The organism is Borrelia anserina Es, assembly GCF_001936255.1.
GTDB classification, from domain to species: domain Bacteria; phylum Spirochaetota; class Spirochaetia; order Borreliales; family Borreliaceae; genus Borrelia; species Borrelia anserina.
On the sequence record NZ_CP013704.1, the window covers coordinates 850,903 to 871,577 of the forward strand.

A 20,675-nucleotide genomic window follows, 5' to 3' on the forward strand; every position below is an offset into this window, starting at 1 on the left:
TTATGAAATTTGTAGATCATATAAATATTATTTTTAAAAATAAGCTTATTTTTGTGAGCTTATTTTTATTTTTCTCATGTCTGACTAGTAGAGATTCTGATTTATCTCTTGATTTTGTCGATGGTATTCAAGAGTCAAATGTTGATGAACTTGATACTGATGGGTTAAATATTGATAAAAGAACTTATTTGTTAGGTCTTGACGATGATGAATCTTTTTTCTTAAGTGATGCTTTCTTAAAAGAGGATAATCCTTATTTTAAAAGTGCTAAGGAGAGTTATGCCCAAAAAAATTTTGGCATGACCAATTATTATTTGAGTAAAATAGTAGCTGATGAGAAAAGTTATTGTAAGGAATTAGTTGCTAAAACTAATTTGTTTTTTGGTTATGTGAATTATAGTATTGGTGCTTATGATCTTGCTGAATATAACTTTGATAATTTTTTAAAGAATTATAAATATTCTCATGCTAGTCTTAGGGTTGCTGAACTGAAATATTTTGTCAAAGATAGGATAGGTGCAATCTCTGCATTAAAGGAGGTTAATCAAGCTTCTCTTAAGTCAGACTATGATCTAGGAATTTATAATTTCTTGAATAATAAATTTGGAATAAATTATTTAAATTTAGAGGCTTTAGGATTTTTGGATAACAGTGTTTTTGATATGTTTATTTTAGGGAGTAATATTTTTGTTTCAAACATATTTGGTGGTCTTTTAAGATATGATGTTACGAATAATGAGTATAAGATTTATGTTAAAGATAAGAAAAGTATTGTTTTAAATGGATTTAGAGGGTTTGCAGAGTGTAAAGGAATTGTATATATTGGTGGAAATAATGCTCTTTATTATATTGATGATTTGGAGGGTCCCATCAAACAAGTTAGGATACCTGCAAAAGTTAACTTAGGTAGTCTACAGGTTTTGCTGGGTGTCGAAGATGGAGTTTTTGTTGGTACTTTAAATTCTGGATTATGGTTTTATTCTGATATGGATAAGTGGACTTATATTGAGCTTGGTTCTAATAAGATATCATCACTATATTTAGATGAGCAAAAAAATTTATTATTTGTAGGAACGATGGATAAGGCTATTTATAGCGTTGATTTGACTGATTTTAGTAATGTTAGGCATTTAAATTTTTTTAGTAAGACAGAGAATGAAAAAAATATCAATTTTGTAAAGAAGCAAGATGGTGATTATTATGTTGGAACTTATGGGGGTGGTCTTTTTAGGTTGAATTTGGATAATTATACATATGTAAAATATGGAGTTGAAAATGATCTTAGTATTGGGTATTTTCTTGATATGGAGATTAGGAATGATAAATTATTATTTGCAACTTTTGAGCATGGTCTATTAATTTATGATACGGTTAATGATAATTGGGATTATTTAGGTCCTGAGGATGGGCTTATTAGTTTGAATTTAGTAAAAGTTTTAAGTTTTGACGATTATGTTGTACTTGGCACTCTAAATAATGGTTTGGTTTTTATAGATGAGGGTATTAAGAAATAGTTATGAATCTTATATAATTGTTGAATTTTTTAAGTATTTTTTAATTACTTTTTTATTTTTTTTCTTTGTATTTTTCATAAACCAAATACTTTTTTTTATGAGAATACTACTTCAAAATTATGTTCCGTTTTTAAAAGCTTTTATTTTTGTTATATATTCACTTCCTATGGTCATTGCTCTTTCACCTCCCTTTTCAGCTTTACTTGCAGTGATACTTACCATTTATAGATTCAAGCTTCATAATGAAATATTGGCTTTTAGATCAATTGGGATATCTATTTTTGGTCTTTTAGTACCATTTTTTAAATTAGGAGTACTTATTGCATTTATTTCTTTTATTATGAATGATTTTTTGCTTCCTCTTGGTTCTATTGGTAGGTTAAAAATTTTTAGTGAAATAAAAGAAGAAGTCCCTCATCTGGTGTTGAAACCTTATTCAAGTAAACAATATGGAGATTTAATATTTGTATCAGGGGAAAAGTCTGAGATGGGGTATAAAAATGTTACTTTTTTTGATAATACTAATCTTAGGGGTTATGACAGAATATTTATGGCTAGGGAACTTAATATTAAAAAAGAAAATTCTCAGGTGTATTTTATTTTAAATGATGTTTTATCAATTGCTTTAACAGAGGATGAGAGTGGTTTTTATGATTATTTTTATGCTGATCAGATGAAATATTCAATTGATCAAGTCACATTTAGTGATAGTTGGTTGTTAAATCATGTGACACCATCTCAGATGAGTATAAGAGATGTTTTTAAACTTATTGCTACCCAAAATAAGTTATTTGAAGATCTCAATATGAAGAATGCTTTAGAGGAAGATCTCTTATATATAAATTTTTTAAGTACTTATTTAAATTATTTATATGATGAGAGTGGTGTTTTAGATAAAGAATCTGTTCTTGAAACTTTAAATTATATATATAATTTAAACTTAAATTATATTCCTTATGAAGATCTAAGTCTTAATAGAAATAATGCTCTTTATTATCTTGAATTTTATCAAAAAATTAGCTTGCCATTGTCAGTTTTATTTTTTATTTTTTTAGCTTTTGGTATGGGTATGTACTCAAATAAAAGATATTCTATCATTCTTGAACTTGTGATTTCAATTCTTGTTTGTGTTTTTTATTGGGTTATGTTTATTGGTGGAAAGGTTTATACCTTTCACTATACTCCAAGTCCTTTTATTGTTACTGTTTTACCAAATGTATTCCTGGTTTTTGCAGGTTCAATACTTTTCTTAAGACTTTTAAAAAAATGAAAGTAGATAAACTTTTTATAAGTAATATATCATTGACTTTTTTATTTATGAATTTTCTTTTTATGGTCTTAATTGTACTTCTCGATTTATTTACAAATCTGTTTAATTATATTGATCATAATCTTAGTATTGATGATATTGTTTATATTTATTATCTTTATTTGCCAAAATGTTTTTCAGATGGTTTAGCCTTGTCTTTTCTTTTTGCTGTTTCTAATCTTATTGGCAATCTTTCTATGAGAAATGAAATAATAGGACTTTTTAGTTGTGGCATTTCTATTTTTAGAATATTAATGTCAATAATTATGCTTAGTATTTTAATCTCAGTGATGCTTTTCTTTTTTGATAATTATTTGGTTATAGATACTGTTGCTAAGAGGGATTCTTTTCTTAAAAATAGTATTGGCAATCAGGGTTTAGCTGATAGGAATATAATCATTAGGAATTTTGCAAGAGAAATTTATAATATTAAACATTATAATGTCGAGAATGACACTATTGCTAACTTGATGATTATTTTAAAAGATGGAAATGATAATTTTAAAAAGAGGTATGATATCACTAAGGCTGAGTGGGTTGATTCTAGTTGGAGGCTTTATGGTGTAAGAGAATTTTTTAGGGTAGATCGAGATATAGTAGAAAAATTTCATGAAGTTCTTGATGGTGAGGGCATTATTAATTTGGAGCCTGAATATATTAAAATAGTTATGCTTTCTTCAAAAACGCTGAATTTTTCAAAGCTTATTAGTTGGATTGGGGCTCTTAGACGGGAAAATTTAGATTATTCTGAAGCTTTGTTTGATTTGTTAAGCAGAATATTTTTTTCATTTAGATTAATACTTCTTAGTTTTACTGTGGGTTTTATAAGTCTTGCTTTGAAAAAGAATATTTTTATATGGAGTTTGTTAAATAGTCTTGCATTTGCAGTTGTGTATGTTATTTTAATTATGATTTTTAGCTTTTTAGCAGATCTTGGTTATTTATCTATAGCAGTTGCAAGTTCGTTACCTACTGTTTTGTTTGTTATTATTAATTTTGTCATTTATAATCTTGTATGTAAGTAGTGGGTTTTTTGGGAGTTTTATGTTTAATATTCTTAGGACTGATAGAAGTTCTGCTGCAAGAGTTGGTATTCTTGAACTTCCTCATGGGAAGGTGACGACTCCTTGTTTTATGCCAGTTGGTACTGTGGGTACAATGAAGGCTTTAAAGCATGATGTTCTGGATAAATTGGGATGTAATTTAATGCTTGCAAACACTTATCATCTTTATTTAAGACCTGGCATTGATGTAATAAAAGAATATGGAAGTTTGCATAGTTTTACAACTTGGGATAAAAATTTTTTGACAGATTCTGGAGGTTTTCAAGTTTTTTCTTTATCTAATTTGAGAAAGATTGAAATTGAAGGTGTAAATTTTAAGTCTCATATTGATGGCTCTAATCACTATTTTACACCTGAGAGTGTGTTTAAGATGCAAGAGATTTTTGAAAGTGATATTATTATGGCACTTGATATTTGTAGTTCTTATGGTATTGATTACAGTGAGGCGAGTTTGTATACGAACATTACGACTTCTTGGGCCCGTCGTACATTGCGTGCTTATGAGAATAGAAAAGAAGGATATAATGGTCTTTTATTCTTAATAACACAGGGTAATTTTTTTAAGGATTTGAGGAAAATGAGTACTGAAGCGATTTTAGAGTTAAATAGTCCTGGTATCGCAATTGGTGGAATTTCTGTTGGGGAACCAAGAGATAAATATTTAGAAATTCTTGAGTATAATTCTTCATTAATACCTAAAGATAAGCCAAGGTATGTAATGGGAATTGGTACACCCCACTATATATTAGATGCAATATATTATGGTATTGATATTTTTGATTGTGTGAATCCTACGAGGATTGCTAGGCATGGTTCACTTTTAACTGATAATGGAATATTGCGTATTAAGAGGGCTGAGTTTAATGTTGATACTTGTCCTGTTGAGAAAGATTGTTCTTGTAGTTTATGTACAAGATATTCAAGAGGATATTTAAGACATTTAATTAAATCAGGAGAAACTCTTGGAGTGATGTTGGCCAGTGAACATAATATTCATTATATGTTTAGACTTATTCAAAAGGCACGAGATGCAATTATGAATGATAATTTTACGAAATTTAGGAAGCTTTATTTAAACAAGTATGATGAAGGCAATTTGAATGAATAGAGATATTATTTCAGCAGTTATTGTTATGATTTCGATCTTTTTTTCACGTGTAATGGGTTTTATTAGGATAAAAGTATTTTCTTATTATTTTGGTGCAAATCTTGAAGCAGATATTTTTAATTATGTTTTTAATATTCCTAATAATTTAAGAAAGATTATTTCAGAAGGTGCAATGACTTCAGCTTTTATTCCTGAATTTACTTGTGAGAAAAATAAATCTAATAAGCATGCTATTAATTTTTTCAGACTTGTTGTGACTTTTAGTATTGTTAGTATTGGTTTTATTATTTGCATTTTGATTCTTTTTTCTCGGCAGATTATGTATTTTTTATCTTCTTATAGAGGTAGTCATTTAGATTTGGCTAGTTGTATATTTAATTACTTAATATTGTATGTGTTACTTATAAGTTTGGCATCGATATTTGCATCAGCTCTAAATTCTTATAAGTTTTTTTTTATTCCGTCATTTTCTCCCGTTTTGTTCTCTTTAAGCATTATATTAAGCATATATTTCTTCTATAGGCAATATGGAATATATAGTGCTGTTGTTGGAGTGATTTTTGGTGGGATTTTGCAGTTTTTGGTTCAGATGGTAAATTGTATTTGGATTGGTTTTATATATAGACCAATATTTAACTTTAATGATTCTGCGTTTTTAAGGTTTTTAAAGAGATGGATACATATTATTTTATCAGCTTTGGTTACAGTTGTTACTCAGCAAATTTCGTTTGCGTTGGCATCTACTTTGGATGTTGGAAGTGTTTCTGTTTTAAGTAATGCAATTGTTTATTACCAACTTCCTGTTGGGATTTTTTATGTCTCTATTTCTACGGTTATTTTTCCTAAAATGGCTGAATATGCTTCTTTAGGTAATAAGAAAGGATTAAATGCGATTTTGAATCAGGGAATTGATATTTTAATTTTTATTTTAGTTCCAATATCGTTTTTAATGTATATTTGGGCTGGTCCTATTTTAAATTTGTTGCTTACAGGGGGTAAGTTTTCTGTGTATGATACCCAAAGGACCGTGGGTATACTACAATATTTTTTGGTTGGATTGCCATTTTATTCAATTTTTGGACTGTTTCAGAAGTATTATTTTTCAGTGCATAATTCGAGAATTCCGCTCTACTTTAATCTTCTTTTTGCTTCCATTGATATTGCTATCTCAGTTTTTGGCCTTAAATTTTATAAGGTGGACATTCTACCTATTGCACAATCAATTTCTTTTGCTTTATGTGTAGTTATTTTTTATTTTGTGGGATTTAAAATTGGGATGAAGCTTGAACTTATTAGATCTTTAGTAGCACTTATGAAGGCATTTATTTCTCTTTTTCCTTTATATTTATTTTATGCTCTTTTTAGGAATTTTAATTGGGATGTAGGTTTTAGTTTTAGTAATTTTTTCCTATTAAGTGTTGTAGGTGCAGTTAATATTATCATTTTAACACTGTGTTATTATTTGCTTGGTGTTATTAGTGTATTTAAATTTATAGGTAGGGAGATTACGTGAGATATTTAAAGTTTATTTTCCTATTTTATGTTGCATTTGATGTTTTTGCTATTAAGACTTTAATATTGTCAACTGGGTCTTTGACATTCCCGAAGCCTGAACTTAAGACTGGTAAGCATGTTAAGGAAAATTATTTTGAAAGAGATACTTCTCTTAAAAATTCTGATTTTAAAGGTATTGACTTCCATGTAAAGCAGGTAAATGATGCTATTTCTTATGGACTTGATGCTCAAGTTATTGAGATTGTGAGTAGTCTTAAAAAATCAGGTGATGGTGAATATAATGTTTTGCTTGAAAAAAGATTACAGAAAACTTTTAACGTTGATCTTAAGCGGGCAATTCTTGATTTATTTTTATCACTTAAGTATCCAGGCGGTATTGATACTGCTAATTATATTCTTGATAATTATGAGAATAATAGATATCCTAGCAATTTGATTAATTTAGCAATTTTATATCTTAAGGAATTTGGTAATAAGGATTCCTTGAAGAAAACTCTTGTTAGTATTCTTGAGAGTAAGGAAGGGAATATTGCTGCTACTGCTGCTTATTATCTTGGTGAGCTTTCTTCTTCTGAATATTCACAAGATATGATGAATGTTTATGATAAATATTCTGTTAATGATGGAGTTAAATCAGCAATACTGATTGCTCTTGGCAAATCTAATGCCATTGATTATGCAGATAGACTTTATGAAATTTCTATTGATACTTACGAAAATCCAGCAATTAAAGCCTCATCTATTAGAGCATTATCGTATCTTATGCCTGAAAAGGTTGTGGAGAATGCAGATTTATATCTTCAAAGTAGTAATAACAATTATAATATTAAGATTGCTATTGTTGAAGCACTTTCAAGAGATATATCTTTGAAATCAAAAGAGATTTTACAAAATTTTTTGAGAGATTCTGATGTTAATGTTAGGATTAATGCTGTTAATGCTATTAAAGATCATGGTGATATTGCCTCAAAAGAGATATTAATTTATAAGGTAAAAAGTGATCCTTCTTTAAAGGTTAGAGAAGCATCTGGGAAAGCTTTAGTAGATATGGGACATGGTTATGAAGAGATACAAAATATAATGTTTGATTCTGGTGTTGAAAATAACTTTAAACTTACTATGTTTAGTTATATTTTAGATAAAGATGCAAATTTTGCACATTTGATTGCTTTAAATCTTGTGAAAAAGGAAAATATCGATAAGCCTTCAAAGTTACTTACAGGGGTTGCTATGTTTCTTTCAGCTAGGAAAGGTAATTTTGGTGATTTTTATGCTAAAATCATTGATAGTAAAAATATTGATTTGATGAATCTTGCAATTAAAGGAGCTGTTTATAATAAATCCTCATTACTCTCAGTTAGACTTAAGGAAATTAAGAGAACAACTCATTCAGAATATTTAAGAAAACTTTTAGCAGATTATTGATATAAGATTTTTAAAATCTCCATTGCTGTTTCTTTTTTTGACATTTCAGGAAATTCTTTGATATCATTTTTATCTATTATATAAATTTTGTTTAAATTTGATCCTACATATTTTAAATCGTTTGCAATAATATAGTCTAAATTTTTTGTTTCTAGTTTTTCTTTGGCTTTTTCTATTAGGAGATCATTTTTTTGAGCGCAAAATCCAATAATAATTTGGTTTTTAGTTTTGTTTGTGCCTATATGTTTTATTATATCTGGATTTTTGATTAACTTAATATTAAGCTCTTCCATGGTATTTTTTTTGATTTTAGTCTTATAAGCTTTTTCAGGTCTAAAATCTGCAACCGCAGCAGCGCCAATTATTACATCGAATTCTTGGTATATGTTTATTGCTTCCTTATACATTTCTGATGCTGTTTTTATTCTAATAACGTTTATTCCATAAGGTGTTTTTTCATTACTAGGGCCTGTAATTATTGTTACATTGGCTCCTAGATCTCGTGCTTTAATGCCTAGGCTGAATCCCATTTGTCCTGTTGATTTATTTGAGAAGTAGCGGATTGGATCTACTGCTTCTTCAGTTCTGGAAGCAGTTATTAGTATTTTTTTGTTTTTTAATGGTGTTTTTTGTTCTAATTCGTTTAGTATTATATTTAAAATATCTTTTTCATTTTTTAGGCGTCCGGTAGCACTTAAAGAGCATGCTAGAAATCCTTCATCGGGTTCAATGAATTTGTAATTGTATTTTTTTAATTTTTTAATGTTTTCTTCTAAAATTGGGTTTTGATACATTATGTTGTTCATTGCTATTGCAAAATAAGTTGGAGCAGTACTTGCAGATATAACTGTGCTTAAAGCATCATCAGCAATTCCTGATGCGATTTTGGAAATAATATTGTATGTTGCTGGAATAATTAATATTAAATTTGCCCATTTTGCTAAGTTTATGTGTTCTACTTCTTCGTGTGTTGTGTCCCACAGGCTTTTAATCACTCTGTTTTTAGATATAGTTTCTAATGTTAATGGGGTGATAAATTTATTAGCATTTTCTGTCATTATGATTTTAACATTATGTCCCATCTTTACTAGACTTGAGATAATATAGACTGACTTGTAGGCTGCGATTCCTCCGCATACTCCTATTAATATATTTTTGTTTTTCTTCATTTTGATTTTGTACAATATTATATAATTGCATGTAATATTTTTGAAAGGATTTTTGATTGATAAATAAATTATTTTTTGCAGGCATGTTATATTTATTTTTGTTTGTTTGGTGGCTTTCTTCAGCTTGTTTATCTTACTTTTCTGTTATGATATTTAATATTCCACTTTGGTTTTTTTTATCATGTATCTTTTTTCCTATTTTAAGTTTGTTATTGGTGTGTATTTTTGTAATTTTTTGTAAGAATGACTAGAGGATTTTTTTTATTTTTTATCTTTTTGATTTTATATTGTGTTTTTGGCATCTTTTCTGGAAAAAAAAGAGAAGGAACTTTATTTTTGCAGAGTTATTTTCTTGCAAATCGGGGTTTAAATTTTTTTGTAATGGCATTAGTTGTTGCCTCTAGTTATGTTAGTGCTAGTAGTTTTATTTCAGGGCCTTCGGCTGTTTATAGATATGGATTGTCTTTTATTTTTTTGGCTGTTATTCAGATTCCTACAAGTTTAATTTCATTTGTCATTATTGGTGAGAGATTGAATTTGGAAGCTAAAAAAATTAATGCAATAAATATTATTGATTATATTGGATATAGGTATAATAGTCATTCTTTAGTTTTAATTAGTAGTTTTATAGTAATTTTTTTCTCTTTATTTTTACTCTCAGCTCAGATTATGGGGGGTGCTAAACTTTTAGAGGTGTTTTTCCAAATTAGTTATACTGATGCTCTTGTTTTGTTCTCTCTATTTGTTTTCTTTTATGTTTGTTTGGGGGGATTTAAGATAATAGCATATATGGACTTAGTACAAGGCATTTTGATGGTTATGGCGTCTATACTTTTATTTTCAAGATTAGTTGATTTGGGGGGTGGAATTAATAATCTTTTTAAGATGGCTCAGTTAGATCTTAGAGATGATTTGTTTTTGCCATCAACTTTGGATTTGAAAATTGGGTATATCATTTCTTTTTGGGTATTAATAGGAATTGGAGTGTTGGGACTACCTCAATTTGTTAATAATTTTATAGCGTTTAAAGATATGAAATCTATGAGATTTTCTCTTCCCATTGTGACCTTTGTAATAGGATTTTTAGTTGTTATTATGCATTTGATAGGTTTTTTTTCTCTTGTTATTTTTCCTGAATTTGAACCGAATGATAAAGTTATTTTGAATGTAGCATTCAAAGTATTAAATCCTAAGGTATTTATATTATTTTTTGTGGGGCTTTTATCAGCGATAGTGTCTACAATAGATTCAGGTTTTCTTTTTCTGTCTTCTATTTGGGTAAAGGTCATATTGTCGTTGAGTAAGAATATTGGTACTAATATTGGAGTTAATAGAATTACTGTTATGTCTAATGTTTGTTTTATGTCAATAATAATTTTTTTATCTTTAAAACCACCTGACTTTTTGCTTTTTGTAAACGTTTTTGCACTTGGAGCTTTGGAAGTTTCATTTTTCTGTATTATTGTTTTTGGACTTTATTTTAATTTTGTAAGTAAAATGTCAGCTTTTATTTCTCAGTTTTTGGGACTTTTGAGTTATTTGGCTCTAATTTTTTATGGTGATACTGATAGTTATTATTTTCATCCTGTTGTTCCTTCACTTTTTATTTCTGTATGTTCATTTTTGATAGTTAATTTTATGTGTCGAAAATGTAGTAAAGTTTAGTTGTATGGTGTCTTTTAGTTCTGAAAGTGTTGGTAAATATATTGTTATTGATGTGCTGAAGAATGACGATGGTAAAAGGTTTGATGCAGTTTTAATAAAATTTTTGAAATTCCCTAAATCAAAAGTAATCAGACATATTAGAAAAGGAGATATCCTTTTAAATAATTTAAAGGTTACTTTTTCTCATAGAGTTTCCAAGGGTGATAAGATTTATTTGTATAAACCTTTACTGCAGGGTTTGAGTTTAGACAAGGTTACAGTCGAGGATGAGGCTGCTATATTGAGAGATGTAAAGAGAAGAATAGTATATGAAGATGAGGATTTACTTGTGGTTAACAAGAGAAAGGGGATTTTAGTTCATGGAGGTAAATATTCACTTGATATTCTTATTAATGCTTATCTTTTAGATAAAAATCTTGAGTCTCTTAGTTTTAAACCTTCAGCTGTGCATAGATTAGATAGAAATACTTCAGGACTTATTATTTTTGCAAAAAATATAGATTCTGCAAGACTTTTAAGTAAGGCATTTAGTAGTGGTATTGTTACTAAGAAGTATTTGGCTTTACTTGATGGTAAGATTAAAAAACCTTTGACTTATATGAACTTTTTATATCGAGATAGAACTGCAAAAAAAACTTTTATTATCGGCAATATAGATAAATTTAATGCTATAACTTATGTTAAACCAATTTTGGTGTCTCAGTCTTCGACACTTGCGGAGGTATCAATTAAGACAGGATTCACACATCAAATAAGAGCACAATGTGCTTTTAATCAACATGCATTGATTAATGATGGGAAATATGGTTCTAAATTTGGAAAAACCAATTACTTTTTACATTCTTTTTTGATAAAATTTAACCAGTCTTTATTTTTGAGAAATGAGTTTTTTGCTGAACCTAGTTCGGATTTTTTAAAACAGATAAATAGTATTTTTGGTGTGTATGATTTTAAAAGATTTATTTAATAAGTTCACATTTAAGAATGCGTTAGGTGCAGTTAAGGACATCTCGATTGCTATTAAACATAGGTTTGTAAAGATTAAGGTTTATTCTTTAGTAGGTGTTGCTGGTACTGGGAAAAGCTTTAGGTCTCATTTAATAGCAGATAAATATTCTATTCCTTTAATCATTGATGATGGTGTTTTAATAAAAAATATGAAGATTATTGCTGGGAGTTCTGCTAAGTTTGAGGATAATGTGTTTGATGCAATAAAGCGTTCTATTTTTGAAGATGATGCTCATAGAAATGAAATTGTTGAAGCTCTTCGTAGAGAGAATTTCAATAAAATATTAATATTAGGGACAAGTATTCGTATGATCGATAAAATAACGTCTAGACTTTTCTTACCCCGTTCTTCCAAAATTATTTATATAACAGATGTTTCTACTAAAAAGGAAATAGAAAAGGCAAGGATTTCAAGACAGATGGGTGAACATGTTGTTCCAGCAGCTACCTTTGAGATAACGTCTATTAAGCCGAATTTATTATTAGATTCAATTCGAGTTTTTTTTAAAAGTAAAGGTTTTCTATCAAAGAAGAAAAACTATATTCGTTCTATTGTAAAGCCTCATTTTCATGAAGAGGGAGGGATTTTATCTGTTTCCAAAAATGCTGTGAGGCAAATTATTGAACATTGTGTTTCTGAATATAACAAAGATTATATTGTCTATAATTTGAAGATTAAAAAGAATCAGGGTAGTTATTCTTTTAAGCTATTCTTGGATGTTCCGCTTGAGAATGATTTACTAGGTAATGCGGAAATGCTTAGACATTATATTATTGAGAACGTACTAAAATATACGGTGATTAATATATCTGGTATTGATGTTATCATACATAGATTTTATGATCAAAAGGGTGATTTGGGAAAAAAAGATGAATTTTGACTTGGATAATTTAGGTAATATCTTTTTAGTTGGCATTAAGGGCTCTGGACTTTGTTCACTTGCCTGTTTTTTAAATGCCAAAGGATATTTTGTAGAAGGAATAGACATTCCTTTAAAGTTTCATACGGAAGATGTATTAAATAGCGATAATATAACTTATTATGAGAATATTGATGAATTTTCACTAAAGAATCATCATATATCTTATGATATATTAATATATTCACCAGCTTATGATAAAGATAATTTAGCTGTTTTGTTAGAAGCACGTGAACTTGGCATTCCTGTTCTATCTTATCCTGAGGTTATTGGGGAAATTTCTAAGAAATATTATAGTATCGGGGTTGCAGGTTCTCATGGCAAAACTACTACAGCAGCATTCTTGGGTATACTGTTTAATAGTTTGGGACTTTATCCCAATGTAATATTAGGTGCTAGTGTTAAAGATTTTGGAGATAAATCTAGTCTTGTTGGTCATGGCAATATATTTATTGCAGAGACTTGTGAGTATAGGAATCATTTTTTGCACTTTTCACCAGACATGATTGTTTTAACTAATATTGACTATGAGCATGTTGATTTTTTTGAAAGTTATGAAGCAGTTGAGAGTGTTTTTTTAAAATATGTTAATAATTTGAAGAGAAATGGGATTTTGATAATAAATGCTGATGAAGTTAATTTGCTTGAAATTAAGAATAAAATTTCAAGGAAAGATATTAAAGTGTTTAGCGTTGGATTTAGTTTTTTGGCCGATTTTAGGATTGAACATTTTGAGGTGATAGACGAATTTTTAAAGTTTGATTTTTTAGGGATGGGTGATATTAAATTAAGGACACCTTTAATTCATAATGTTTTCAATTTTTCGTCAGCACTTTTAGCTTTAAAGTTATTTTTAGAGGAACATAAAAAATTGGTTTGGGGTTTTGATGAGAAAATAAAGATAGTAGCTAAAGGGTACATGGGCATAAAAAGAAGGATGGAATTTATCATGGAAAAAGATGGAGTTATATATATTGATGATTATGCCCATCATCCAAAGGAAATTGAAAGTACACTTTTTGGACTTAAGAGTTTTTATAGGGGTAGGCGTATTATTTTAGATTTTATGCCACATACATTTACGAGGACAAAAACTCTTTTTAATGAGTTCGTTAAGGTTTTAAGTAGTGTTGATGTTTTAGTTTTGCATAATATATATCTATCAATTAGAGAAGATTTTGATCCTAACGAACTTTCTAGAGAACTATTTTTGGCTATTAAAGATTTAAATCAAAATGTTTATTTTTTTAAAGAAGTTGTCGATTCTGTTGATTTTATAAAGAGTGTGTTAAAGAGAAATGATTTATTTGTTACAATGGGAGCTGGTAATAATTTTATATTACATGATTTTTTATAAAGGTATTTTGAATGAAAAGTATGACAGGATTCTTTCACTTAGAGAGAGTAATTTCAAATTATATGTTTAGTATTAACTTAAAGTCTTATAATGGTAGATTTTTGGAATTTAAGTTTAAATTACCTGAAATTTTATATGCCTATGAACTTGATATAAGAAATTTTATTTCAAATTATGTTAAAAGAGGAAATGTTTTCTTAGGGGTAGGATATAAAGAAATAGTTCCAAGTATTAATTTTAGTTTAAATCCTAACTATATTGAGGCTATTACTCGTCTTAGGGATAGCTTATCGCATATTAATTTAAACATTAAGGATGAATTAAATCTTAGTGATTTTTTATCTTTAAAAGGGGCTTTAGTTATTGATGAAGATGATGTTAGTAAAGAAATGGTTTATAGTGCTTTTAAGGAAGTTTTAGAAGAGACTTTATTAAATTATGATAAGAGTAGAACCTTTGAGGGTGAAAATACTAAGCAGGATATAAGTTCAATTCTTATGTTAATAAGGAAGGATTTAGATCTTTTAAAGGAATCTCAGAGTAGTATTAATAATAAACTTTTCTTTAGTATTAAGGAAAATTTATTAAAGTTACTGGATGATTTTAATGATGTTAATGTTGTAGAAGAAGCTGCTAAGATGTCAATTCGGTTAGATATTAATGAGGAAATAGTAAGATTATATTCACATATAGATAATTTTTATAAAAACCTTGAAAATGAAACATGTGGAAAGATTTTAGAGTTTATTGCTCAAGAAATGCATAGAGAGGTTACAACAATGAGCAATAAGGCAATTGATCTTGATATTAGGAATTTAGTTTTAAATATGAAGTTAAATTTAGAGAAAATAAAAGAACATCTGAGGAATATTGAATGAGAATAGCTATTTCTAGTAAGAGCGGTTGTGGTAGTACAACTATTAGTGGAATGCTTGCAAAGCATTATGGTCTAAAGCTTATTAATTATACTTTTCATGATATTGCTAGGGAAAAAAATATTCCCTTTGATACATTTTATGAGAAAGAAATTATTTGTAAAAATGATTATTATTGGGATGAGTATCTTGATAATAAATTATTGGAGCTTTCAAAGGAGGATAATACAGTTCTTGCATCTCGTCTTGCAATTTGGCTTTCAAAAAATGCTGATTTAAAGATATATCTTTATGCTAAGATAGAAATGCGGGTAGAGAGAATAATAAATAGAGAAGGTGGCATGTATTCTGATGTTTTAAGTAGGACTTTTAATAGAGATTCTCATGATTTAAAGAGGTATTTGTCTATATATAATATAGATATTGATAATTATTTAGATGTGGCCGACTTTATAGTTGATACAACTGATAGATCTGCAGACAAAGTTTTTGAGTTGATAAAGGATGAAATAAAGAGAAGGAGTTTATATATTAAATAAGTTAAGGAGGTTGTAGGGGGGATGAAAATACCTTTAAAAGAGATACAAGATTTTGATGGCAATTATTATGAGCTTGTTATGGCGGTGATAGTTCGTACGGAGCAAATTATTGATCAAATTTCTTTAGCGGGGCATACTACTTCTGACGAAAGAGTGGTGGGACAAGCTTTTAATGATATTTTGACAGGCCGGTTTACGTATTCAATTGAAGAAAAATAAAATAGTTTTTATATTTGGACCTACAGCCGTAGGCAAAAGTGATATTCTATTTAATTTTCCAAAGGGTGTAACTGAAATAATTAATGTTGATTCTATTCAAGTTTATAGAGAGTTTGATATTGCTTCTTGTAAGCCCAGTTTTGAATTAAGATCTCATATAAAACATCATTTAGTCGATTTTTTGGAACCGACTGAAGAGTATAATCTTGGAATTTTTTACAGAGAGGCATGTAAACTCATAGAGAATTTAAAGGAGCAAAATAAGCTTCCTGTATTTGTAGGTGGATCGGCTTTTTATTTTAAGCATTTAAAATATGGATTGCCTGCTACGCCGCCTGTTTCTTCTGAAATACGGTGTTATATAAATACTCTTTTTACTCTAAGAGGTAAAGATTATCTCTTAGAGGAGCTTAAGAGAGTAGACTTTGAAAGATATGAATCAATCAGTAAAAATGATATTTATAGGATTAAAAGATCGCTTGAGGTTTATTATCAAACAGGTATTTCAATTAGTCAATTCCTAAAAAGAGGTCAGATGCTTGAAAATATCTTAGCTATTGGGTTGAAGAGGCCGATGGAAGAAATGAAGTCTAGGATAATATCTAGGGTAAATGATATGATTGATTGTGGATTACTTGAAGAGGTTAAGAGATTATTGGGGAAAGGATACAATGATACAACGCCGGCTTTTAAAGGAATAGGATATCGTGAATTTTTATTGTGGAAGAGTAGACCTTATTATATGTTAAATGATATAATAGACTTAATAGTGAAGCATTCATTTTTGTATGTAAAAAGGCAGATGACTTTTTTTGACAAAATTCCTAATGTTTTGTGGTTTCATCCTGATGATGACTTAAAGGACATTTTGGATTTAATTTTTGGTAGTAAGGAGATATGAGACATGCCTTGTGGAAGAAAAAGAAAGTTAAAAAAAATATCTACTCATAAGCGCAAGAAAAAGAGAAGACAGAATAGACATAAAAAGAAGAATAAGTAATTAAAATGTTTGTTAGTTGGTTTTTTGTTAGCTAACATTTTTATATTATTAGCTGCTTATTCAATAATTATGTTATTTATTATGTTTATATCTTTGCTAAAGATGTATCCTTTTTTACCTTTATATGTTGCTAATATCCATTTACCTTTAATTCCGTGTTTTTCTGTGCTTTGCATGATTTTTTTGATTTTTACTATTTCATCTTTTCTGATTATTGTCAGATAATCGTAATCGGTATTGTCTATTTTAGGTTTTTTATTTAAAAGGACATAATTTTTTGTTATGATTCCTACTTTTCTTGAAAATCCTAAGATGCTGCTTTTGGGTAATTTGCATTCTTTTATTAAGGGAATTTCTAAGTTCTTGTTGCATGTTAAAAACATTATAGAAATTAAGGATAGCAATTTTATTTTCATAATTTGTGTTTGTGTTACTTGATATACAGTTGTATATAATAATATAATGTTTTTTTAGAAAGTTTAAGGATTTTCAATGAAAAGATGTATTTTTTTATTGTTTCTATTGTTTCCTTCAAGTGACTTAATATTTGCATATCCATTGTCTTTTGGAGGGGGGATTTCTTATCAGTTCACTAATTATGCTAGTAAGGACAATATAAGTGATTCTGCAGTAACTTATAGTAGAGTAGATAATGGGATAAATTTGAATTTGTTCTTTGATGTTAATTATCTTATTTTAGATATATCTTATAAAGATGCTTTTTTGTCTGGTCATCATAGTAGATATTTTGCTTTTGGATTTTATGGAATTTATCCGATTATTTTTAGGGAATATGTTAGAGTATTGTTTCCTCTTCTTGGAATTAAATATACGATTGATTTAAGTATTAAGAGAATAAATTTGTTGTTTTTTTCTTTGGGATTTGCTGCAGATCTTTTCGTTCCTGAAGTTGAAGGGCTTTATATTAGACCTTTATTTATGCTTTCAATTTCACCTACTTCTTTTGCTGTAGAAAGTTTTTCTTCTTTAACAACTGAGATTACGCTTGGAGTTAATATTGGTTGGAAATTTCTCAGTTAGGTAGTTTTATTCCTAAGTGAAAAGGAACGATTCTTTCTTGTCCAAAGATATTAGATGTGGCATTGAGTTTTTGAGATGAGTTATTTGATTTTGTTACAAGTGTACTTGAACCACCTCCATCTAGGTTAATAGAATTGGTAATACCATAGCTTAGTGAGAGATCTATTGCTTCATTTAATGAGATACCTTTGCTATTATTAACGCCTCTTCCTTCTACTGTTATTAGATATAGGTGTTTGTTTTTTTGATCAGTACCTATTATTGTTCTTGGATGTTTATTTTCTTTAAAATTTTTAGTGTATTTTCCATTTTTGATTAGAGGAAAGAAACCACTAAAACCATAATCAGAATTTTTAATCTCATCTTTATTAGGATTTAATATTATTTGGTTATTCTTGATTATAATTATTCCTCGATCTTTTTTTGCATTGGAGATTATTTTTTTATTATATATATAGAGACCATTAGGGTAGAACATATTTTCTTTAATCTTATATGGGCTAGTGTTAATGGCAATATCTATTTCGTTAGAAAGTAAGAATTCACTTGTTGTTTGACCTTTAAAGTAATAATTATTCTTTTTTTTGTCGTAAATAGGCTTTGAGATTGTGAACTTTAAATTTTCATTTTTTATCTTGACAATAATATAGTTACTTTCTTTGAAAGATCCTTTAATTATTTTATATCTTGTTCTTATGTCTTCTGGATTGATTGATTCTTGTGCTGAAAAGATGATTAATATCAGAATTAATATTGTTGTTCGTAATGTTGTTTTATTCATTTCTTTTTATTTTATAAGAATAAATACTTTTAGGATAGTTTTTTAAGATTATATTTTTGATCTCTAAAGATATTTTGTCATTTTTTATTCTTGTAATATTATATAACTGATAGATTATTTTTATGTCTAATTCTTTGTGTTTTTGTAGAAGATTATTGATTTCGTTTTCACTTATGTTTGGTTCATTAATTCTAAGTTTTAGTAATAAAATTTCATTTTTTATGTTTTTATCTTTAGGTTTGTTCATTTTGTTTAAAAAGTTATTGGCTTCTTCATATTTCTTTATTTTAAGTAGATACTTGGCCATAAGTAAATAATAGTATTCTAGGTTTAGATTTTTAATTGCATTTATTGTTTCAAGTTCTTTTGGTAAGTTGTTATTTAGGTTATATAACATGTATAGTTTATTTAGTTTTTCAAAATTTTCTTTGGATGTGCCGTATATTGGAATACTTGAGACTATTAGTAGTAAAATTAATAATATTTTAGATGGTTTTAAATTCATATAATTTTATTTCAGGTATTATACACTATTTTTGGTTTGAATAGGAAGAATGGAAGAATAAGAAAAAATTTTCCTAATTTCTTCTTATTCTTTTTAAATTTAAAGTTTGGATTTTATGTAATTTGAGATTTGTTCAGATTTTGCCCCGAATATTACTTGGGCTTGATTTCCTGATGTAATAATTGTTCCAGTAGCTCCAAGTTCGGTCATTAAGTCTTTATTTACTAATGAGGGCGATTTTACATCTACTCTTAGTCGTGTAAAACATGAATCAACATTTGTTATATTGTCAAGTCCTCCAAGGGCTTGAATGATTGTATCAAAATCTTCATTTTGAAATATCTTAGAAGTATTACTAGAAATTGTGCTCTGTTGAGTATCATCTTCACGACCCGGTGTTTTGATGTTAAATGCTTTTATTAATGTTATGAAAATAGTGAAGTAGATAATTCCAATTACAAGTCCTATTGGGAATATTAGCAAAGCGTTTGTTGATTTTGGGAACATTAAGAAGTAATCTATAATTCCTGCTGAGAGTGCAAATGCTATACGTATTTCAAATATATTAGTAATGATTAATGATATTCCAGTTAGAGTAGCGTGTATTAAATAAAGTAGAGGTGCTATTAACATAAATGTGTACTCTATTGGTTCTGTAATTCCTGTTAAAAATGAGGTAAGGGCTGCTGAGAGTAAAATACCACCTATTTCGTTTCTATTTTTTGCCTTGGATGTTAAGTACATTGCAAGGGCTGCACCTGGTAGTCCAAATAGCATGATTGGATACATTCCTGATGTAAATGAGCCGGCAGTTGGATCTCCATTTAAATATCTTGTAATTTCTCCTTGAATTATGTTTCCGTCGCTTGTGGTATATTCTCCGAATACAAAATATACTAAAGTGTTTAGAAGCTGATGTAGACCTGTTATTATGAGAAGTCTATTTAGAAAACCAAATACAAACAATCCGAGATTACCAGCTTCTATCATCCAGATTCCAATTTGATTGATAGTTATTTGTATTGGTGCCCATAGGAGACCAAATATTGTGGCAAGTATTACAGACAGCATTCCATTAGCTATTGGTACTAATCTTTGTCCTGAGAAGAATCCTAAAAATTGTGGCATTTTGTAGTTTACTACCTTGTCGCTAAGAATCGCTGAGCTTATGCCTGTAATAATACCACCTAGGACTGACATGTTAACAGGTTCTGATTTTCCATTAACTATTATTGTAAATGTAGATAGCCCTGCATTTAAAATTAGATATCCTACAGCTCCTCCGAGTGCTGCAGCTGCTTTGTTATTTTTAGATAATCCCATTCCAGTTCCGATTGCGAATAGTATTGGTAAGTTTCCTAAAATAGCACTACCTGATTGTTCCATTAGTTTACCAATTTGTCTAAGCATGACATAAGACTCTGTAGTTTCTATTATTAAGTAACCAAAGCCAAGTAAAATTCCAGCGATCGGCAAGACAGCCGCGGGAGTTTGCAAAGCTTTTCCAAGATTTTGCATATTTTTCATTAACTTATTCATTATTTGCCTCCTTTAATTTATGTTTTTTATTATTTAAAGTTTATATTAACTTTAAATATGATTCTAGTTTAAATATCGTTCATTTATTTATGTTTTTTAAATATTTATTTTGTAACTTGCAA

21 protein-coding genes are annotated in these 20,675 nt (G+C 28.5%); 16 read left to right on the forward strand and 5 right to left on the reverse strand.

From position 1 onward, the window contains the following. Nucleotides 1–2: 2 nt before the first annotated feature. Genes N187_RS04040 through N187_RS04065 form a run of 6 tightly spaced genes read left to right on the forward strand, consistent with a single transcriptional unit; the run spans nt 3 to nt 7,935 of the window. Nucleotides 3–1,514 (forward strand): ligand-binding sensor domain-containing protein, encoded by a 1,512-nt coding sequence (locus N187_RS04040; RefSeq protein WP_025419955.1) that lies wholly within the window; start codon nt 3–5, stop codon nt 1,512–1,514. Continuing rightward, nucleotides 1,495–2,784, forward strand: coding sequence for an LptF/LptG family permease (locus N187_RS04045; RefSeq protein ID WP_025419956.1), 1,290 nt, complete (start codon nt 1,495–1,497; stop codon nt 2,782–2,784). Before N187_RS04040 ends, N187_RS04045 begins: the two co-directional genes overlap by 20 nt. Further along, nucleotides 2,781–3,848: an LptF/LptG family permease gene (locus tag N187_RS04050; protein WP_025419957.1), complete on the forward strand. Its 1,068-nt coding sequence runs from the start codon at nt 2,781–2,783 to the stop codon at nt 3,846–3,848. The genes N187_RS04045 and N187_RS04050 overlap by 4 nt, the downstream gene beginning before the upstream one ends. Before the next feature lie 19 nt (nt 3,849–3,867). Then, entirely contained in the window at nt 3,868–4,995 is a 1,128-nt protein-coding gene (tgt, locus tag N187_RS04055; RefSeq protein ID WP_025419958.1) for a tRNA guanosine(34) transglycosylase Tgt, read from the forward strand. Continuing rightward, nucleotides 4,988–6,508 (forward strand): murein biosynthesis integral membrane protein MurJ, encoded by a 1,521-nt coding sequence (murJ, locus tag N187_RS04060; protein ID WP_025419959.1) that lies wholly within the window; start codon nt 4,988–4,990, stop codon nt 6,506–6,508. The genes tgt and murJ overlap by 8 nt, the downstream gene beginning before the upstream one ends. Next, nucleotides 6,505–7,935: a HEAT repeat domain-containing protein gene (locus tag N187_RS04065; protein ID WP_025419960.1), complete on the forward strand. Its 1,431-nt coding sequence runs from the start codon at nt 6,505–6,507 to the stop codon at nt 7,933–7,935. The genes murJ and N187_RS04065 overlap by 4 nt, the downstream gene beginning before the upstream one ends. Here the strand turns inward: N187_RS04065 and coaBC are convergent. Beyond that, nucleotides 7,929–9,104 carry a bifunctional phosphopantothenoylcysteine decarboxylase/phosphopantothenate--cysteine ligase CoaBC gene (gene coaBC, locus N187_RS04070; protein WP_025419961.1) on the reverse strand — a complete coding sequence of 392 codons (1,176 nt, stop codon included), beginning with the start codon at nt 9,102–9,104 and terminating at the stop codon, nt 7,929–7,931. The genes N187_RS04065 and coaBC overlap by 7 nt on opposite strands. Nucleotides 9,105–9,187: 83 nt before the next feature. On the opposite strand from coaBC, the gene N187_RS04075 reads away from it, so the two are divergent. Genes N187_RS04075 through miaA form a run of 9 tightly spaced genes read left to right on the forward strand, consistent with a single transcriptional unit; the run spans nt 9,188 to nt 16,588 of the window. Further along, nucleotides 9,188–9,355, forward strand: a complete 168-nt coding sequence (locus tag N187_RS04075; RefSeq protein ID WP_233275077.1) for a DUF997 family protein — start codon at nt 9,188–9,190, stop codon at nt 9,353–9,355. Next, nucleotides 9,348–10,769 (forward strand): sodium/pantothenate symporter, encoded by a 1,422-nt coding sequence (gene panF / locus N187_RS04080; protein ID WP_025419963.1) that lies wholly within the window; start codon nt 9,348–9,350, stop codon nt 10,767–10,769. The genes N187_RS04075 and panF overlap by 8 nt, the downstream gene beginning before the upstream one ends. 4 nt (nt 10,770–10,773) lie before the next feature. Then, complete coding sequence (locus N187_RS04085; protein ID WP_025419964.1) at nt 10,774–11,736, forward strand: RluA family pseudouridine synthase; 963 nt, start codon at nt 10,774–10,776, stop codon at nt 11,734–11,736. Then, nucleotides 11,714–12,658 carry a hypothetical protein gene (locus tag N187_RS04090; protein ID WP_038443454.1) on the forward strand — a complete coding sequence of 315 codons (945 nt, stop codon included), beginning with the start codon at nt 11,714–11,716 and terminating at the stop codon, nt 12,656–12,658. The genes N187_RS04085 and N187_RS04090 overlap by 23 nt, the downstream gene beginning before the upstream one ends. Further along, complete coding sequence (gene murC / locus N187_RS04095; protein WP_025419966.1) at nt 12,648–14,054, forward strand: UDP-N-acetylmuramate--L-alanine ligase; 1,407 nt, start codon at nt 12,648–12,650, stop codon at nt 14,052–14,054. Before N187_RS04090 ends, murC begins: the two co-directional genes overlap by 11 nt. An 11-nt stretch (nt 14,055–14,065) precedes the next feature. After that, a complete protein-coding gene (locus N187_RS04100; protein WP_025419967.1) occupies nt 14,066–14,932 on the forward strand; it encodes a YicC/YloC family endoribonuclease in 867 nt (288 codons plus the stop codon). Next, nucleotides 14,929–15,468 (forward strand): (d)CMP kinase, encoded by a 540-nt coding sequence (gene cmk / locus N187_RS04105; RefSeq protein WP_025419968.1) that lies wholly within the window; start codon nt 14,929–14,931, stop codon nt 15,466–15,468. The genes N187_RS04100 and cmk overlap by 4 nt, the downstream gene beginning before the upstream one ends. Before the next feature lie 21 nt (nt 15,469–15,489). Further along, nucleotides 15,490–15,687 carry a DNA-directed RNA polymerase subunit omega gene (locus N187_RS04110; protein ID WP_025419969.1) on the forward strand — a complete coding sequence of 66 codons (198 nt, stop codon included), beginning with the start codon at nt 15,490–15,492 and terminating at the stop codon, nt 15,685–15,687. Further along, on the forward strand, nt 15,674–16,588 hold the full coding sequence (gene miaA / locus N187_RS04115) for a tRNA (adenosine(37)-N6)-dimethylallyltransferase MiaA (protein ID WP_025419970.1): 915 nt from the start codon (nt 15,674–15,676) through the stop codon (nt 16,586–16,588). Before N187_RS04110 ends, miaA begins: the two co-directional genes overlap by 14 nt. A gap of 155 nt (nt 16,589–16,743) precedes the next feature. Here the strand turns inward: miaA and N187_RS04120 are convergent, their stop codons facing one another. Then, complete coding sequence (locus N187_RS04120) at nt 16,744–17,103, reverse strand: hypothetical protein (protein WP_025419971.1); 360 nt, start codon at nt 17,101–17,103, stop codon at nt 16,744–16,746. A 76-nt stretch (nt 17,104–17,179) separates the two neighbouring features. Between N187_RS04120 and N187_RS04125 the strand changes: the two genes are divergently transcribed. After that, on the forward strand, nt 17,180–17,728 hold the full coding sequence (locus N187_RS04125) for a hypothetical protein (protein ID WP_025419972.1): 549 nt from the start codon (nt 17,180–17,182) through the stop codon (nt 17,726–17,728). On the opposite strand, the gene N187_RS04130 is transcribed toward N187_RS04125, so the two are convergent. The 3 genes from N187_RS04130 to N187_RS04140 form a co-directional block, all read right to left on the reverse strand. After that, nucleotides 17,721–18,509 carry a phosphodiester glycosidase family protein gene (locus N187_RS04130; RefSeq protein WP_025419973.1) on the reverse strand — a complete coding sequence of 263 codons (789 nt, stop codon included), beginning with the start codon at nt 18,507–18,509 and terminating at the stop codon, nt 17,721–17,723. The genes N187_RS04125 and N187_RS04130 overlap by 8 nt on opposite strands. After that, complete coding sequence (locus N187_RS04135; RefSeq protein WP_025419974.1) at nt 18,502–19,014, reverse strand: hypothetical protein; 513 nt, start codon at nt 19,012–19,014, stop codon at nt 18,502–18,504. Before N187_RS04135 ends, N187_RS04130 begins: the two co-directional genes overlap by 8 nt. A 99-nt stretch (nt 19,015–19,113) precedes the next feature. Further along, nucleotides 19,114–20,553, reverse strand: a complete 1,440-nt coding sequence (locus N187_RS04140) for a PTS transporter subunit EIIC (RefSeq protein WP_025419975.1) — start codon at nt 20,551–20,553, stop codon at nt 19,114–19,116. Between the last annotated feature and the right edge of the window lie 122 nt (nt 20,554–20,675).

Coding starts and splice junctions, on each gene's coding strand:
- N187_RS04040 (WP_025419955.1), top strand. CDS start 3: ATGAAATTTGTAGATCATATAAATATTATTTTTAAAAATAAGCTTATT.
- N187_RS04045 (WP_025419956.1), top strand. CDS start 1,495: ATGAGGGTATTAAGAAATAGTTATGAATCTTATATAATTGTTGAATTT.
- N187_RS04050 (WP_025419957.1), top strand. CDS start 2,781: ATGAAAGTAGATAAACTTTTTATAAGTAATATATCATTGACTTTTTTA.
- tgt (WP_025419958.1), top strand. CDS start 3,868: ATGTTTAATATTCTTAGGACTGATAGAAGTTCTGCTGCAAGAGTTGGT.
- murJ (WP_025419959.1), top strand. CDS start 4,988: ATGAATAGAGATATTATTTCAGCAGTTATTGTTATGATTTCGATCTTT.
- coaBC (WP_025419961.1), bottom strand. CDS start 9,104: ATGAAGAAAAACAAAAATATATTAATAGGAGTATGCGGAGGAATCGCA.
- N187_RS04075 (WP_233275077.1), top strand. CDS start 9,188: ATGTTATATTTATTTTTGTTTGTTTGGTGGCTTTCTTCAGCTTGTTTA.
- panF (WP_025419963.1), top strand. CDS start 9,348: ATGACTAGAGGATTTTTTTTATTTTTTATCTTTTTGATTTTATATTGT.
- N187_RS04085 (WP_025419964.1), top strand. CDS start 10,774: ATGGTGTCTTTTAGTTCTGAAAGTGTTGGTAAATATATTGTTATTGAT.
- N187_RS04090 (WP_038443454.1), top strand. CDS start 11,714: ATGATTTTAAAAGATTTATTTAATAAGTTCACATTTAAGAATGCGTTA.
- murC (WP_025419966.1), top strand. CDS start 12,648: ATGAATTTTGACTTGGATAATTTAGGTAATATCTTTTTAGTTGGCATT.
- N187_RS04100 (WP_025419967.1), top strand. CDS start 14,066: ATGAAAAGTATGACAGGATTCTTTCACTTAGAGAGAGTAATTTCAAAT.
- cmk (WP_025419968.1), top strand. CDS start 14,929: ATGAGAATAGCTATTTCTAGTAAGAGCGGTTGTGGTAGTACAACTATT.
- N187_RS04110 (WP_025419969.1), top strand. CDS start 15,490: ATGAAAATACCTTTAAAAGAGATACAAGATTTTGATGGCAATTATTAT.
- N187_RS04120 (WP_025419971.1), bottom strand. CDS start 17,103: ATGAAAATAAAATTGCTATCCTTAATTTCTATAATGTTTTTAACATGC.
- N187_RS04125 (WP_025419972.1), top strand. CDS start 17,180: ATGAAAAGATGTATTTTTTTATTGTTTCTATTGTTTCCTTCAAGTGAC.
- N187_RS04130 (WP_025419973.1), bottom strand. CDS start 18,509: ATGAATAAAACAACATTACGAACAACAATATTAATTCTGATATTAATC.
- N187_RS04135 (WP_025419974.1), bottom strand. CDS start 19,014: ATGAATTTAAAACCATCTAAAATATTATTAATTTTACTACTAATAGTC.
- N187_RS04140 (WP_025419975.1), bottom strand. CDS start 20,553: ATGAATAAGTTAATGAAAAATATGCAAAATCTTGGAAAAGCTTTGCAA.